This window comes from Flavobacterium orientale (genome assembly GCF_014638005.1).
Classification (GTDB): Bacteria; Bacteroidota; Bacteroidia; order Flavobacteriales; family Flavobacteriaceae; genus Flavobacterium; species Flavobacterium orientale.
The window spans coordinates 1-17,826 of record NZ_BMFG01000006.1 but is presented as its reverse complement, the minus strand read 5'-3'; the positions used below and the strand labels follow the sequence as shown (position 1 = coordinate 17,826).

Genomic DNA, 17,826 nt, shown 5'->3' with positions numbered 1-17,826 from the left:
TTCAATAATATCGTGTTCTCTAATCTTTAATCAAACCACAACAAAAGACGAAATCGTTTATTCAATTATAGAAATATCGTGTTCTCTAATCTTTAATCAAACCACAACGATTTACTGTCATGGAAGTGTTGATAATTGAATATCGTGTTCTCTAATCTTTAATCAAACCACAACAACATCCCTAGATAACTGAGAAAGCAACAGAATATCGTGTTCTCTAATCTTTAATCAAACCACAACGCAATAGGATCATTCAAAGCTTTTCCTAAAATATCGTGTTCTCTAATCTTTAATCAAACCACAACTGCGTTAGTGTCTTGTATGAATAATTCTGCAATATCGTGTTCTCTAATCTTTAATCAAACCACAACTGCATCATGGTTAAACATTGTGGCACAAAAAATATCGTGTTCTCTAATCTTTAATCAAACCACAACGGCAAGTCTTTTAATAATTCTAAAAAACTTAATATCGTGTTCTCTAATCTTTAATCAAACCACAACCATCACGCAAACTTTTGATTTTGTAAATCAAATATCGTGTTCTCTAATCTTTAATCAAACCACAACAAGGTTGTATTAGGCACTTCAATTGTAAAAAATATCGTGTTCTCTAATCTTTAATCAAACCACAACAACGAACTAACACCAATTGTAAAGTTGGAAATATCGTGTTCTCTAATCTTTAATCAAACCACAACGTATCTCGGTTGCTGACTTGCTTTTTGTAAAATATCGTGTTCTCTAATCTTTAATCAAACCACAACAATCAGCAAAACACGATGACCAAGTTCTGAATATCGTGTTCTCTAATCTTTAATCAAACCACAACGAGAATTAGGCAAAATCATTAAAAACAAAAATATCGTGTTCTCTAATCTTTAATCAAACCACAACTATCCCATGTGATTTCTTGTGCATTTCTGAATATCGTGTTCTCTAATCTTTAATCAAACCACAACTATGCGTGCTTTTTTATCAAGGTATTCCGGAATATCGTGTTCTCTAATCTTTAATCAAACCACAACTGCAACTGAGCATAGGTGTTTTTTAATTTCAATATCGTGTTCTCTAATCTTTAATCAAACCACAACGAAATAGAAATCACTAATGTAAACGATATAAATATCGTGTTCTCTAATCTTTAATCAAACCACAACTTGGTGTATCTGCTGTTAGTTCAATTTGTGAATATCGTGTTCTCTAATCTTTAATCAAACCACAACCATCAACGGCCAGTATAACCTTATTGAAACAATATCGTGTTCTCTAATCTTTAATCAAACCACAACAAGCGAATAGATTATTTTTTTTGAATCGATAATATCGTGTTCTCTAATCTTTAATCAAACCACAACATGTACTACTCCAGCTTCTTCATTCGGATCAATATCGTGTTCTCTAATCTTTAATCAAACCACAACATGAAGAGGCTGACAACTTAAAGGTGACTAAATATCGTGTTCTCTAATCTTTAATCAAACCACAACGTTAATACCGGTATAATTCAAAATACCTTAATATCGTGTTCTCTAATCTTTAATCAAACCACAACGCAAAGGAATTAAATATTCCTATTCTGTTGAATATCGTGTTCTCTAATCTTTAATCAAACCACAACAAAGGCTACTTTATCGGCTTTGTGGTTTACAATATCGTGTTCTCTAATCTTTAATCAAACCACAACTAGGGTGGAGTTATGGGCTATTGCTATTGAAATATCGTGTTCTCTAATCTTTAATCAAACCACAACAAAGAAGTGGGCCAACAGTTTGGTGCTATTAATATCGTGTTCTCTAATCTTTAATCAAACCACAACGTATACCAAATTGTAAAAACATCACCGGGTAATATCGTGTTCTCTAATCTTTAATCAAACCACAACAAAGAATTTAGTAAAAGGAAGCTGTCCGGAATATCGTGTTCTCTAATCTTTAATCAAACCACAACTACCACTATCAACAAACGTTAAAGTAGTTGAATATCGTGTTCTCTAATCTTTAATCAAACCACAACGGAGTGACTGCGTAGAAACTCCGTTGTGGTTTTGTTGTTCAAGATTTAAAAAGTTTTATGTCAAAGAACTTTAAGCAAAATTACAGTTTTTCAATCCTTCCTAAAACCGAAATATTCACTTTTATTGGATTCATTTCTTGATACTTTTTCATACTCGTTATTCTTACTTCCTCCTTTTTATTTGTGACAGTGGATGCAAGATGGTATCTAAATGAATAATCCCCATCTGATATTTTCTGAACTCGATATAAATAATTACTTAGAAAAACAAGGTCTTGTTTATTATCATTATACTCCTCATTAGAAAGTCCCAACAAAAACATATCATTTTCTTGAAAAGTTAATACTAGTTCTTTTGGGGCTGGTTTTCCAATTTCTAAATCAGGAAGTTTATAGATTTCATCTTTTTGCTTAACTCTTTCTACAACTTTCCAAAAATTTGTAATATCATCTTTTAACTCCTCATTTTCATCTTTAAAAATTACAATATGATGATTATTTCTTGGATTCACATATTGTTTTATAGAAGGTTTTAATTGTTGAGCTTTTCCCATTTCTTCCGAAACTCTCACTTTTTTTATTGGAACTGGCTCTCCATTTTTATTTGGCAAAGTATACAGTGATTTAATTTTCGTATGTAATGCTACAATTTTTTCTTTAATTTCTTTTTCTTCGATTTCTGTATTTTTTGGAGATTTCAGTTGTTTAGAAAGTTGTTCTACTTCTTTATACAAAGGAATTTCTGCCTTTCTTGCTTTAATTATTATTTCTTTAATTTTTACATCAACAATCTTTTCCAATTGTTTATCGGTTTTTAAACTTTCAACAGATTTTCTAATATGATACCCAGCTTCTCCAATTGGTGGTGTTCTATATCCATATAAATTTTCCTTATGCAACTGTCCTCTAACAGCCATTCCATTACTTTTAAAAGTTTGCCCATTTTTGGTAATCTTTTTGGTAATTTTCGTAAGGATTTTTTTGTTTTGCTTGTGAGAAATGAGAATACTATTAATAACATTTTTTGCTTCATTATGAAAACCATTCCAAGGTTCTGGAAAGTCTAAATGTTCTTTTTCGTGTTCAATCCCTCTTTTCTTATTTTCATTTGAAGCATTTTGTTTACTTAACCGTTGGAAAAAAGATTCTTTTGTTAATGCAATAACAAGAGCATCAATGGCGTGGTGGCGGTGATCTTCCCGGTTTTTAATTGGGTCAAATTTTATTTCTCCCGTATATTTATCAACCCAAGTTGTTCCTTCAACTAACGACTGCCCTTCTTCGAGGACTGGAATAGTGGTTTTAACAGGAGAAAATTCAGTTACTTCAGAAACAATATCAAACAATACATAATATTTCCCTTTGCCTTCTTCAATTTCAAAATGATGCTGATTGTCCATATCCGAAACAAATATATTTTCATCATTCGTAGTTCCTTGAATCAAAATTTGATTCTCTTTTACCAACGGTTTTTCGTTTAATGCTCTTTCAAAAGAAACATTTTCAAAATTAACATCTATAATGAGCCAATACTTTCCATCTTCAATTTCTGCCTCACAGTCATAAATATACGAAGAAAAAAGACCTTCCTTTACTTCCCCAAATAGAAGTATTTGCTTTCCATTTTTTTTGGGTTGCTCTTCTTTAACAGGTTTTTTAAAATCCCTATTAATTATTGAAAATGTTGCCCAATACGTTCCGTTATCCTTACCAATAGCATTTATGGCATTCAAACCATCATTCTTGAATTTTTCCTTTTCAATTTTACCTCTTAAAACAATTTCATTTTCTAAAGCATTTGGCTTATCCTTAAATACTTGGACAATATTTTTTGGATTAGACAATACTAATTTTGCCCAATAATCGCCATTTGCTAATTCTGGTGCATTTACTTGAAATTTAACATACTGTTCTTTCGATTTAAAAACTCCCTTTTCAATACTTCCAGACAAAAGTGTTTCATTTTCTTTCGTAATTGGTTTATCAAAATAAATTCGTTGTGATAAAATTGGTTTTTTTTCATTGTCTAAAACTACATAGTGAGGTATATGTTTGTTTTCTTCAATGTGTAGATTAGGAATATCTACCGTCATTATGGGTTGCAGAATATTATTCAAGCCCCAAAGTCTCCTCAATTCCGCAGTTAAACTACCTGGCATCACACGAACATCTGAACATACTTGCGAAAGGATTTCACTTGTTTTCTTACTTATATAACGAGTATCATTTAATTGTCTTTGTATAAAATCATTGGTTTCAAATTTTGTTTTAGATACAAATCGTTTTGCTTTGGGGTAAGGCAAAACTTTAAAAGCTCGTATTTCAATCTCTTCCCAAGATTTAGCACCTCCCCACAGTATAGGGTCTTTATTGATTTCATAAAAATCGTAAGGTGTTCTATTTCCTTTTAAACCATTAAATTTTGAATCACATAATGTTTTATTTGCAAAACTATCATCTAAGGAAATTGATTTTGGTATAATATGCTCTATTTGAAACTTATTTTCCCTACCGAGTACATCTGAAATATTTATTGTTTTATTGGTATAAGGACAAACAGAAATTGGCATTTCTTGATATAACAAGACTTTTTGAATATTATCTCTACTTTGTCGCAAACCAAATTCAATTAATAATTCTTTTGCCTTTTCGTTTTTTTTATCGTTTTCTCTTATTTTATAACCTAATTCTTCACGTTTAGTTTTACTGTTCTTTAAATCTCTACCAAGTTCAACTTTAATTTGGTCAAATTTTCCATGAAGTGTAATCAATTCATTTACTAATCGTTTTGTTTCATTAACGCCTTGTTGAACAATGGGATTTCTCAAATTTTCAACAGTATCTATTTTATCTTTTTGCTCTACTTTAATAACCTCTTGACTATGATGATACAATTTTTTAAATCGAATATCATTCTCTGCAAATCCGTATTTATTTTCAATTAAATAATCTTTAATTTTTTCAATAGCTTCTCCTTCTTTATTAGATTTTTCGTGATTTATTTTTAATAAATCTTTTTCTAGTTCGAAATGGTCATTTTTATATAACTCCCATTTTTTACCAAAAGCGTTTCTAACACCACCCAAAATTACAGCATCACTTAAACGCAATCCTTTTTTTAGATAAGGCAAAATGTTTTTTATAGCTTTTAATGAAACACTGGAATAATCTTCTTTTAAATTTATTTTAGAAATTTTTTCTTTATCAGTATCAGTTAAACCATAAATAGTTTGAAGTTTTTCCAACAATATATCATTATCATCACAATAATGAAACAAGTGCCAAATACGCTCATAACCATACTCTATAGTTTCTTGATCATTAACTGTTATTGAGTATTCTTTTTCAAGTATTGATTTTGGAAATAATACATTCAGTTGTTTTGTTGTATAATTGCCAATAACTGGTGAGTCGTCTGCATAATTAAATGTTTCATACTCTAATTTTAACTTCCTTTTTATTTCTATAAAATCAAATTTCTTTTCTTTAGAGTTAATTAATTCCAATACTTGCAAACGCTGTGACTCTTCCAATCTTTGCTTTTTTCCATATTCAATATTATTGATATATTGCAATGTACGATATTCTTCATATAAAGGATGTGATAATGGGCAAGGTGTTTTACCCTTTTGTATGAATTTACCATTTTCATCTTTCAAATCAGGCTCAAATCTACATTTAGCAAGAAGTCCTTTTTGAGAACGCAAAGGTCTTTGCCAAAACAAAACACTTTCATTGCTTTTAAACTTTAATTCTCCTTCTTCGTTTTTTTCAATTTTTCCTGCTAAAAAATCTTTTAAAGGAAGTTTAGTTTTTATTTTCAATAAATATTTTTGATTATCATTAATCGATAATTCATCAATCAATTCAATAACTTCAACATTATTTTCTCCTTTAATCTTTTTTAAATGCTCAATTTTACTGTTGTTTCTTTTATTTTTTAGACCCCCTTTCAACAATATCTTTTTCTCGTTAGTATATTCAATAATATCAAGCCCCAAATTATAGGCTTGTCTATTCCATATTGCTTCAAATTCGGCTATATACATATCTCTCAAAGTATATCTTGAGCGAACACGCAATTCATTACCATTTTCATCTTGAATTACTTTAAAAGGTTCGCTATCTTTAGGCAAAATATCAAACAGATATTTTCCCAAAGTTGAATTTTGTAATTCTTTTTGAGTGTCCTCAATACCTTTTACTCCATCTTTTCCTTTATATATTTTTCCATCTTCCTTTCCTTTGCGATTGCTCAAAAAACCTCTTCTCTGAATTAAATGATATAACACTCTACCAAATTCTTGTAGAGATATATCTTCATTTAAAGCTCTATCTCTCAACAAATATGGATTTTGTTTTAACCATATACAATAAGGATGATTTTCTGGTAAATGGATTTCAGGTGCCATTCTGCCATCTTTCTTTTTTTTCTTATCCCATTTACTCCATATATCTAGTTCAGAATGACTCAAAGGGCACATTTTTAAATTAATAAGTGTTCTCAATAATTTAATTTTACGTAATCTTTTTCTATAAAAACCACGTCTTTGCTGACGACTATTTCGTCGACTTGCATTTTTACTTTCTTCTTTCTCACCTTGTCCAATAGTTTTTGCAACTACTCCTTCGGGAAAAATACGCACTCCTGAGTCAATAATTTTATTTTCTATATCATCAATCAATGCCCACCCAATACTATTTGTCCCCAAATCCAAACCTAATATTTTCCCCATAACGATATCGATTTTTATTCAATTCATAAAAATACAAAAAAAATTTAGTAGTAATTTACGGAAATCCGTAATCCAAGTAAAATATTTTTTTTATATATTTGTCATAGATAATTTTATTCTAATCTTTAATCTTATCACAATAAGGCTATATGCCGTAGATGAAAATCTTTAGTCCTGCTTCGGTGGGACTTTTTCTTTTTTTTTAATTTCTAAAGATAAAATGTGTACGGAAAGGTTTGTACGGACAGCTCGCGTACGGACAGGTCATGTACGGACAGGTCATGTACGGACAGGTCGCGACCTGTCCCTACAAAAAAAAACTCCTCACAAAGGAGGAGTTTTAAAAAAACGCAAACAAAAGATTAAACCACTTCAAGCAACGTCAACGAGTTATACGTTTCATCATTTAAAGCATAAAACACACCATTTATTTCTTGCGAAAACTCAACTAGCAAAAAATAAAAACTATAGCCACTTCCCGTCGGAACTCCAGTCGGAGTAACAACAGGGCTGCTGCTGGTCATATCTATTGGAAGCGTAACTTCAGGACTATACGTGATGGTATAATCCCCGTTCAACAAATCCAAATTCATAAAACCAACCTTAAAAGTGACTCTCGAAGCATAGTTGGGAAAAGTCAACATATCCATCGGAACCAAATCAGTAATAGTAACTGTCCCCGTTACAGTATCCAATTCATAAGGAGCCTGCATGATAGCTTTCAATGGGGTGAAACTATTAAAATCAAAATTCTTCAGAAAAGCTTTGCCATCTGTAGTTGACAAACCATCGTTAACATTTCGCTGTCCTCTGACAGAAACCGTGTCCGCATTCTTAACCTTAGCCAACACATGCATCAAGCGTCGTGTTAGCGAACCGTCTTTTGCCTTTTTTATCAAAACAGAATTAGCATTGCGTAGCATTTTTCCCGATGCAGCAACATTTGCAAACTCTGAACCATTCTCCCGGGTTCTTGCAAAGGAAGGGTCATTCAAAACGCGTTGTCTCGAAACGCCTCCTTTGTTTCTGATAAAATAAGATTCTCCTTTTTTGTAAAAAGTAACGTCATCCAACGTTCCTTCAACCTTAAACAAGCCTTTTTGCTTAGCCATAATTAAAAAAATTTATTGATTAATAATGAAACAAAGCTATGATAGTCAATACGATACAAAAAATAACCCTTGCCGCTTACTACCATTTCTGCCGATTTTGCCAAAAAAGTTTGTTTTTTCCAATATTATTTTTAATTTAGCACTTACTTTCTTACACAAAGGGAGTGCTTTCCAAAAACAATCCCCCTCTTTTTCTGTTTTCTTGTGTCTTAAATCAACCAATTTTTAAGGTAGTCTTTCGGGTTATATACCCCAAAACAGTAGCAATTTCATCACTTGACAACTAATGCTCTGAACGATTATTGAGTAATGCTCATGTATTAGCCAAGTATCAACAAAGTATCAGCCAAGTATTAGCCAAGTATTAGCCAAGTATAGATAGAGTATGAGAATAGTATTGAAGGAGTAAAAACAAATAACTGATGAAATAAGTAAGAAATAATAAAAAAGTTACAATCCCCAAATTATAAACTTTAAATAACCTAAACCAATGGAAAGAACAACCATTTTTCCAAAAGACATAAGTATAATTCTTGGTCGAAGCGAACGCTATGGAAGAGACTTAATCCAAAAAATCAAAAAATTTTCAAACAAATCAGAACATCAATACGTCACTATTGTAGAATTTTGTGTCTATTGTGGCTTAGATAGTGAAGAAATTAAAAGAATGATTAACAAAAGAAGATAAACAGCAGTCAACGAAAAGCTAAAAAAAATAGTGGGTTATCCCCTATTCCAAACAAAGTGCATTAAAGAGTACCACACCAACGCTCAAAAATAAAAAAACCCTAATAATCTTAGTCAATACAACAAGTGGTACTAAGAAATACTAGGGTTTTATTTTATAAACTACCAAACAAACCGGCAACCCAAAACAAGCTTTACACCTATTTCAAATTCGCCAAGCTTTGTTCAATCATCGCTATTTTGGCCAAAGCATCCGCTTCTTTTTGGCGTTCGTTCGCTACCACTTTCTCAGGAGCAGAACTCATGAATTTCTCATTCAACAACTTCCCTTGAACCGATTTCAAAAAGCCTTGCGTGTACTTCAATTCGTCACTCAATTTAGCAATTTCCTCTTCCACATTAAAAGCCCCCGTAATCGGAATAAAATATTCATTCGATTTGACACGGAACGTCAACGCTCCTTCCACCGTTTCATTAACATAAGTAATCGAGGTGCTGTTCACCAACTTAGCTACAATACTATCCAAAACAGTCGTTGCTTTTTCGTTATTAATCACCTGCAAGTCAATCGCATCTTTAAAAGGAATATTTTTCTCTTTTCGAATAGTTCGTATACCGGCGATTACCTCCATACAAAAATCAAAATCCGTAATCAACGTGTCGTTAAAAGGTTTCTGTGCAGGCCACTGCGAAACAATAAGTGCTTCCTCTTTAGCCCTTGGAGCAATATACTGCCAAATCTCTTCCGTTAAAAACGGCATAAACGGATGCAACAATTTCATGTTGTTTTCCAACATTTCAATGGCTTTGTCAAACGTAGCTTTGTCAATCGGCTGTTGGTAACCGGGCTTAATGATTTCCAATAACCACGAACAAAAATCGTCCCACACCAATTTATAAATTGCCATTAAAGCATCAGACAAACGGTATTTCTCAAAACTGTCTTCAATCTCCACCAACACTTTTTGGAATTTTGCCTCATACCATGCAATCGCCGCTTTCGCACTTTCAGGTTGCGGCAAATCAGCTACTTCCCATCCTTTAATCAAACGGAAAGAATTCCATATTTTATTAGCAAACGCTTTTCCGTTGCTACACAATTCTTCATCAAACATAATGTCGTTTCCGGCAGAAGCACTCAATAGCAAACCTACACGAACACTATCCGCACCAAACGTCTCAATCAAATCCAACGGATCAGGGGAGTTACCCAACGACTTCGACATTTTTCTACGTTGCTTATCGCGAACCAATCCCGTCAAATAAACATTCGTAAACGGTTTCTCACCCGTATATTCATATCCTGCAATTATCATGCGAGCCACCCAGAAAAATAAAATATCCGGGCCGGTAACCAAATCATTGGTAGGATAATAATACTTGAAATCTTTGTTCTCAGGCTCTAAAATACCTCCAAAAACAGCCATTGGCCACAACCACGACGAAAACCAAGTATCCAACGCATCGGCATCTTGTTTTAAATCCGCTAAAGTCAAATTGGGTTTGTTGGCTTTTATTTTTGCTAACGCTAACGCTTCTTCTTGAGTAGTCGCAACCACAAAATCTTCTTTCCCATCGCCATAATAATAAGCCGGAATTTGTTGTCCCCACCACAACTGACGGGAAATATTCCAATCGCGTATATTTTCCAACCAATGACGATAGGTATTATTAAATCGGTTCGGATACAATTTCACCTCTTCGGTTTCCAACACGGCTTTAATAGCAGGTTTCACCAAATCTTCCATTTTTAAGAACCACTGGTCAGACAATCTCGGTTCAATAACCGCTTTTGTGCGTTCCGAAGTCCCTACTTTATTGATGTGGTTTTCAATTTTCACAAGGTGTTGCAATTGTTCCAGTTCGGCCACAATTTCCTCACGAACCACAAAGCGGTCTTTGCCTTCATAATGCAAACCAAAACTATTCAACGTAGCATTCTCATTAAAAATATCAATGATTTCCAATTGGTGCTTGTTGCCCAATTCCTTATCATTCACATCATGAGCCGGAGTTACTTTCAAACAACCGGTTCCAAATTCCATATCCACATAATCATCAAAAATGATAGGAATCACACGATTACAAATCGGAACAATAGCTTTCTTTCCTTTCAAATGCATAAATCGTTCGTCATTCGGGTTGATACAAATCGCCGTATCGCCCAAAATAGTCTCGGGTCGTGTGGTAGCAATCACCACCGATTCCGTACTGTTTTCTATCGCATAGCGGAGGTAATACAATTTCCCTTGACGCTCTTCAAAAATCACTTCTTCGTCAGACAAAGTCGTCTTTGCTTCCGGGTCCCAATTCACCATGCGATACCCGCGATAAATCAAGCCTTTATTATACAAATCCACAAACGAATGGATTACAGAAGCCGACATATCATCGTCCATCGTAAATTTAGTGCGTTCCCAATCACATGAAGCTCCTAACTTTTTAAGTTGCTCCAAGATGATGCCACCATGTTTATCCGTCCATTCCCAAGCGTGTTTCAAAAAGTCCTCTCGGGTCAAATCTTCTTTATTGATGCCTTCTGCCTTTAATTTGGCAACCACTTTTGCTTCTGTAGCAATAGAAGCATGGTCAGTTCCCGGTACCCAACACGCATTCAAGCCTTTCAGACGGGCTTTTCGAATCAACACATCCTGAATCGTATTGTTCAACATATGCCCCATGTGAAGCATCCCTGTTACGTTTGGCGGTGGAATTACAATAGTGTAAGGTTCACGATGATCAGGCTCCGAATGAAAATAATTATTTTGCATCCAGTAAGCATACCATTTTTCTTCGGCTTCTTTGGCATTAAATTGAGCAGGAATAGACATAGTCAAATTTTATATTATAGTTTTTCAATTAAAAAAACAGCAATTACACTTGGTTTTAAATCAACAAAAAGCTGCACCAAAATACTTTGGATTGGTTTTTGCATAAGTTGCAAAAGTAAGGATTTCGATAGAGTTTCAAAAAAGAAATGCTATTTGAATTTTGAATAAAAAAATAAAGTAATTTTACAGTACCCAAAAATCGAAGTTATGAAAAAAGCACTACTACTAGGTCTGGTATTTATGAGCTTCACCGCAATTAGCCAAACCGGACCCAAAATTGAGTTTAAAGCGGAAAACAATACCATTGACTATGGCAAAGTGTACAAAGGAGTGGATTCGGGAATTCGTGTTTTTGAATTCACCAACACTGGCGACGCTCCATTGATAATCAACAACGTGCAATCTACTTGTGGTTGTACCGTTCCGTCAAGACCGAAAGAACCTATTTTACCGGGAAAAACCGGCCAAATTGAAGTAAAATACAACATGGCTACCGGTCCTATCCGTAAAAGCATCACCGTAGAAAGCAACGCTGTAAACTATGATGGCGGTAAAATCCACCTGAAAATCAAAGGCGATGTCCTCGAAAATAAACAAGTAAATGTACTGGAACCAAAAAAAACAGGACCAATGCAGTAAAATTTAAAATTTAGATGTTAAAATTTAAAATAAAACAAATCCACAGCAGCACCTCAAATGCCACTGTGGATTTTTTTATAGTATTTTCTTCAACACAAACTCTGTCGTAATAATTTTCCCCTCGCGTTCCACTTCAAATCGCAAACGCTTCCCTTCCTTCGATTTTAATAAAGCATTGATATCCTGTAAAGAAAACAAATAAGCGGGTTTTTTATTTATCGATACCAACACATCATCCCTTTGTAAACCCGCTAAAGCAGCAGGCGAATTAGCTCGCACATTCGCAATGCGATAAACCGATATGAGTTTGAATTCAAAAGCCATAGAAGCCGCTTGAGGCGTAGCAACTCCTTGCGTTTGAAAAGTTATTTTTGTGGGACTAAATTCAATAGGCTTCGGAATCCATTGCTTCCCTTTATGATGAATCTCAAGACCGCTCATATTAAAACTGAAAGCATCGCCATAATTACTGTTCTTTTTTAAATATAAAATGGATGATTTGTAATCAAAAACCAAATTAAACCGCCTCAGTATCTCGGCTCCAATCGACCCAACCCTGTCCGGAACCAAGTTGACATTCTTAATCGAAATAGAATCTGGAAAAGCAACAATAGGATTTTCCAAAACAAAGTCACCAACTGCCAACTCCGATATGCGTCCCCTTTTACCATTGATTTCACCACTAAAACCCCTACCCAAAAAATCTTCAAAATTGGGTTCTTGCACCTCAATTACATCACTTTCAAACAACCACAACGCATCGCTATTGCCTACATCCACCAACAATTTTGCAGCTAATTTAGCTTCAGTCAAAACCGCCGATGCTTGAATATAAGGCTTTCTCCCTTCCAGAGAAATCGGAAAGGCTTCATACTTTTTGCTTATTTTCTGTCGGAACTTCGCATTGTTTTCATACACAAACAACACTTTTTTATCATAATCAATTTCAATCAAAAAGTCTTTAAAAAAATGATAACCCAATATGCCGTTAACCGGAATACCAACCATCGAAGAGAAATTGATATCTTCTTCCAATACTATCAAAACCTCATGATTAGTATCAATCAATTTATTTGAAATGTTTAGCGTATTCCCTGACGATCGCAAGGCAGTAATTGCATCTTCTTTACCCAAACCTTTTAACAGCGTTTTTTCGACATTAAAAAATTTCACCTGATCCGTTTCTTCCAAACTGAACAAAACAGTCTCAGCTACACCGGTATCCAACAAAAAAGTCAACGGAATTTCATTAACAACCACTTTAATGAAAAGCAAGTTGTTAATCTGTTTAAAAGGAATCTTGATTTTATTGTTCTTCGATAGCAAACGGAATTCGTTTTGGCCCAAAAGTAAAAATGAAGATAGTAGCGATACTATCAGTAACCAATTCTTTAGCATAAACAAAAATTTATTAAATATACTAAATATTCAAAATATAAAAGAATGCATTGGGTGTTTATCAAAAAAATTGCAACTTTGCATACTTAAAATAAGAATCATGCCATCAATATCATCTAAAGGAAAAGCAATGCCGGAATCACCAATCCGAAAATTGGTTCCCTATTCAGAAATAGCTAAGAAAAAAGGGGTGAAAGTTTACCATTTAAACATTGGTCAACCCGACATTAAAACACCGGAAGTAGCCATGAATGCTATCAAAAATCTGGATTTTAAAGTATTAGAATACAGCCATTCCGCAGGATTTGAAAGCTACAGAAAAAAGTTATCCGCTTATTATACCAACCATGGTTTGCCAATTGCAACCGAAGACATCATCATCACTACCGGTGGTTCTGAAGCTTTGTTGTTTGCTATGGGAAGCACCATGGATGCCGGTGATGAAATCATAATTCCTGAGCCTTTTTATGCCAACTACAATGGATTTTCAACTGCTTCGGGTGTAAAAGTAGTGCCGGTAATTTCAACGATTGAAGAAGGTTTTGCCTTACCTCCTATTGCTGATTTTGAAAAATTAATCACCCCAAAAACAAAAGCAATTCTAATTTGTAATCCGGGTAATCCAACGGGTTATTTATATACCAAAGAAGAAATGCAGCAATTGGCCGAGTTGGTCAAAAAACACGATCTGTTTTTGATTGCTGACGAAGTCTACAGAGAGTTTACCTATGATGGTGATGAGCATTATTCAGTGATGAACATTCCCGGTTTAGAGCAACATGCCATTATGATTGATTCCGTATCAAAGCGATACAGCATGTGTGGTGCACGTATTGGTTGCATTGTTTCCAAAAACAAAGAACTAATGACTGCCGCAATGAAGTTTGCACAAGCCCGATTGAGTCCGCCAACCTTCGCACAAATTGCCAGCGAAGCCGCTTTAGATACCCCACAAAGTTATTTTGACGAAGTAATTTCAGAATACAAAGAGCGTAGAGACACCCTTATCACAGAATTAAACCAAATTGATGGCGTGATGGTAGCCAAACCAAAAGGAGCCTTCTATTGCATCGCTAAATTACCCGTAAAAAACGCCGATGATTTTGCACAATGGTTATTAGAAAGCTATGATTTTAATGGCGAAACCGTAATGGTTGCCCCTGCCGCCGGATTCTATTCCACTCCCGGTGTTGGCTTAGATGAAGTGAGAATTGCCTACGTCCTAAAGAAAGAAGATTTAATTAAATCGGTACGCATTCTAAAAGAAGCATTAAAAGTATATCCAAATTAAATATACAGTTATTTATAAATAAAAACTCCTGAGAAATTAGGAGTTTTTTTTGTGGTAGGATTTTAAAAACAGTGTCTTTTGGTAGCTATCTGTAATCTTATAAAATGAAAAAGACAAACTACGCTTGCCTTTTGGTTTAAACTTCATTTAAGTATTGATTTATAAAAAGTTAATTTGTAAATGTTGCTTAATCACTAATTATGGAACATTATCCTCTGGAACATCATTTAAATGTGGGTTAGGAGGTGGAGCTGGTATTGCATAATCAAAACCAATCCTAGTTGAAAACGAAAATTGAATCTTCTTTTTTTTAATAGAATCATGATCTTTTAATTTTATTATATAATCAACAAAGGCTTCAAGGTTTTTAGGAGCACTACCATCTATGTAAAAAATCTCTTTAATTTTATTTTTATTAAAAAATTTCACTTTAATTCTTTGTTCATCTGCGATATCATTACTATAAATAGTATTTAGCGTTTCCAAATCAAGATTGTTATACAACTTATTTATTTGTATTATTTGATCTCTATCTAAGTTTAATAAATAGTTTCCTTTTTCAAATTTGTTAAATTCGATTAAATTGAAATATATCTTATTCTTTTCAATTTTAGCATCAATAACTGGGCATGTACCATAACAACCGGATGTAGAAATTTCAATATAATTAAACTTTGAACTATCACTATTACACGATAAGAAAAGACTAATAACGAAAGTTCCACATACTATTCCAAACCTCCGTAGTTGATTTAAATTTTTTATATTTTTCATTTGCTTTTATTAGTATATTATATCCGTCAGTATTGAAAGGTGTTTTACCATTCTCAGTATTCATTCTTTCTTGGTAATGATGATAGCCCCCCGATCCGAAGTCTTCCCCAATGCCGCACGAATCCCTTCATGTGGCTTTATAATTTTACTAAAGTAATTAAAGATTGAAATTTATAATTTCTATTTATTTACTTTATTTTCAAAAACTAATACTATCCAGCCAATCAAATAGATTTCGATAAACTTCATTTCTAACAGGAGTTCTGGAAAGAACCAAGTCATGCATCCCATCTTTTATAGCTATTGTTTTGACCTGATTTCCTAAATAATAAGAATACTTTTCTATATCCCCTACATCTAATACCGAATCCGAATAGTAAAAGTCTTCTCTCCATGATTTGCTTTGGATCGACTTATCAGAATGCATAACCAAAATAGGTTGAGTAATGTGAAGTCTATTTTTAATTTCGTTGTGTCCTAAATACAAGGCTCTTATAAATCCATAGGTAACATTGGGAGAAACTATCGGCTTTACCGATAAATCGTAGTCCCATTCTCCTCTGTAGTCCTTATGCAGACTTTCACCATAGAACGATAAAGAAGAGCCTTTTATGGTTTTATTCGGCTTTTTTAAACCCTTTTTAGCAATCAAGGGTATGGCTGCTTTTCTTTTGAACCAACTCATATTCATTTCAAGAAATGGGCTATTGAGAAAAATAGCATCAAAAAACGGACTGTCTTTTCGTTGGTTAGCATACAAACTAGAGATGAGTCCTCCTGTAGAATGAGCATTTAATAAGACTTTATCATTACCCTCTTTTTTGATAATTTCTAATGCTGAATCTATATCTGGAAAATACTCCTCTAATGAACGCATGTTATAAATCACCTGATGAGGCAAATAAGAACGACCGTATTTTCTAAGGTCTAACGCATAAAAGTTAATGCCTCTTTTGGTAAATTGTTCTGCATATTCTTCCTGGAAAAAATAATCACAGTAACCATGTATGTACAATACCGCTTTATTCGACTTTTCATCTGCTAATTTACTAACCAGAGTAAAGGTTACTTTCCCTTCATAGTCATCAGGTTGAGCTACAGTAAGCATTTGGAAAGAATCCAAATATTTATCTTGTTGGTAATCTTGTGCCCATAGCTGTACAAAATTAACCAAAATCATAATTGATGAAATATACTTTTTCATTTTTATAATTTTTTTTATTAGAAAAATAAAACTGTCAGAACATTTATCCTTTGCTAATAGCAACTAACATAAAAGCTCTGGTTGCTTCTCCAAATTTGATTTTCTGCTCATCTTTCAAAGATAGAAAAATTTATTTCTTTGCGGTTACGAGCGAGATGCCCACACTAGCGGATGTGTCGTTACTCTGTGTATTCCATGACTTCACAGCAAAACATTTCCCTCAAATATAAAAAAATCCAACCCAATCCTTTCGCATCATTTTTATCACCCTTCTTACAATAATACATCGAAAGAATCAAAAGAACTAAATAATTAAATAACTACAAACGAAAATAGTTGTAAATCCTATTTGTAAAACTATAACAGGATTTATTTATCAATCTGTATAGTTTTTTTAGGACGGGTCAAAATTGAGTCAAATATATGGATACTCCATAGATACTCCATAGATACTTTATAGATACTCCATAGATAAGCCATCAATGGTGACAGATTTTAACAAATATCCTAATTTAGAGACAGGAACAAATAACACAATACAGTCAAAAATATAATATAGTTGTATAACTATAAAAAGGATTTATTTATCAATCTGTATAGTTTTTTTAGGACGGGTCAGGTAGTAAAACTTGCTACCCAATCGATAAACAAAAAAAGTACACTATAAAAAAAACTCCTGATTCCTCAGGAGTTTTTATTGTTTTATCGCTTCAGCGAGAAATGTGCTTTAAATTCTTTCATCTGAGCATCCTCTTCATAGGTTACCGTAAACCAATAATCCGTTGAAGGTAGTGGTTGTCCGTTAAAAGTACCGTCCCATCCATTGCTTGTTGGACTAATCTGTTTGAGTAGTTTTCCATAGCGGTCAAAGATATAAATCTTCGCAAAGGGCTGGTCACCTAATCCAATAATATTCCATGTATCATTATATCCATCCCCATTTGGTGTAAAGAATAACGGATAATTGATGGCTGTTTTGATGATAATCACCGTATCACAACCCCCATCGTTCTTATCTCTAACAGTAATGGTATGACTTCCTGCACTCACATCTGTAAACACGTTACTGTCTTGGAACGGTCCGTTGTCTAACTGATACTCATAATCGCCTAAACCGCCCGTTACATTCACCGTGATGG

At 33.6% G+C, this 17,826-nt stretch carries 10 protein-coding genes and 1 CRISPR repeat array (1 of these 11 only partly in view); of the genes, 3 read left to right on the top strand and 7 right to left on the bottom strand.

All coding sequences use genetic code 11. The annotated features are described in order from the left end of the window. Positions 1-2,015: direct repeats of the CRISPR family, unit length 36 nt; unit sequence AATATCGTGTTCTCTAATCTTTAATCAAACCACAAC (it extends 258 nt beyond the left edge of the window). 80 nt (positions 2,016-2,095) lie between these two features. Together cas9 and IEV15_RS08590 are read right to left on the bottom strand one after the other, a co-directional pair. Then, a complete protein-coding gene (gene cas9, locus IEV15_RS08595; RefSeq protein ID WP_188362119.1) occupies positions 2,096-6,751 on the bottom strand; it encodes a type II CRISPR RNA-guided endonuclease Cas9 in 4,656 nt (1,551 codons plus the stop codon). Positions 6,752-7,113: 362 nt separating this feature from the next. Continuing rightward, positions 7,114-7,863 carry a hypothetical protein gene (locus IEV15_RS08590; RefSeq protein ID WP_188362118.1) on the bottom strand — a complete coding sequence of 250 codons (750 nt, stop codon included), beginning with the start codon at positions 7,861-7,863 and terminating at the stop codon, positions 7,114-7,116. A gap of 490 nt (positions 7,864-8,353) precedes the next feature. On the opposite strand from IEV15_RS08590, the gene IEV15_RS08585 reads away from it, so the two are divergent. After that, positions 8,354-8,551, top strand: coding sequence for a hypothetical protein (locus tag IEV15_RS08585; protein WP_188362117.1), 198 nt, complete (start codon positions 8,354-8,356; stop codon positions 8,549-8,551). A 199-nt stretch (positions 8,552-8,750) separates the two neighbouring features. On the opposite strand, the gene IEV15_RS08580 is transcribed toward IEV15_RS08585, so the two are convergent. Further along, complete coding sequence (locus IEV15_RS08580; RefSeq protein ID WP_188362116.1) at positions 8,751-11,381, bottom strand: valine--tRNA ligase; 2,631 nt, start codon at positions 11,379-11,381, stop codon at positions 8,751-8,753. 207 nt (positions 11,382-11,588) lie between these two features. Between IEV15_RS08580 and IEV15_RS08575 the strand changes: the two genes are divergently transcribed. Beyond that, positions 11,589-12,020 (top strand): DUF1573 domain-containing protein, encoded by a 432-nt coding sequence (locus IEV15_RS08575; RefSeq protein ID WP_188362115.1) that lies wholly within the window; start codon positions 11,589-11,591, stop codon positions 12,018-12,020. Positions 12,021-12,095: 75 nt separating this feature from the next. Here the strand turns inward: IEV15_RS08575 and IEV15_RS08570 are convergent, their stop codons facing one another. Continuing rightward, positions 12,096-13,418 carry a PDZ domain-containing protein gene (locus IEV15_RS08570; RefSeq protein WP_188362114.1) on the bottom strand — a complete coding sequence of 441 codons (1,323 nt, stop codon included), beginning with the start codon at positions 13,416-13,418 and terminating at the stop codon, positions 12,096-12,098. 100 nt (positions 13,419-13,518) lie between these two features. Between IEV15_RS08570 and IEV15_RS08565 the strand changes: the two genes are divergently transcribed. Further along, positions 13,519-14,709 carry a pyridoxal phosphate-dependent aminotransferase gene (locus IEV15_RS08565; protein ID WP_188362113.1) on the top strand — a complete coding sequence of 397 codons (1,191 nt, stop codon included), beginning with the start codon at positions 13,519-13,521 and terminating at the stop codon, positions 14,707-14,709. Between the two features lie 198 nt (positions 14,710-14,907). On the opposite strand, the gene IEV15_RS08560 is transcribed toward IEV15_RS08565, so the two are convergent. The 3 genes from IEV15_RS08560 to IEV15_RS08550 all read right to left on the bottom strand — a co-directional run. After that, positions 14,908-15,483 carry a DUF6438 domain-containing protein gene (locus tag IEV15_RS08560; protein WP_188362112.1) on the bottom strand — a complete coding sequence of 192 codons (576 nt, stop codon included), beginning with the start codon at positions 15,481-15,483 and terminating at the stop codon, positions 14,908-14,910. A gap of 199 nt (positions 15,484-15,682) precedes the next feature. Then, positions 15,683-16,687 carry an alpha/beta hydrolase gene (locus tag IEV15_RS08555; protein WP_188362111.1) on the bottom strand — a complete coding sequence of 335 codons (1,005 nt, stop codon included), beginning with the start codon at positions 16,685-16,687 and terminating at the stop codon, positions 15,683-15,685. Between the two features lie 702 nt (positions 16,688-17,389). Next, the coding region (locus tag IEV15_RS08550) for a T9SS type B sorting domain-containing protein (RefSeq protein ID WP_188362110.1) at positions 17,390-17,826 on the bottom strand (437 nt) is incomplete at its 5' end.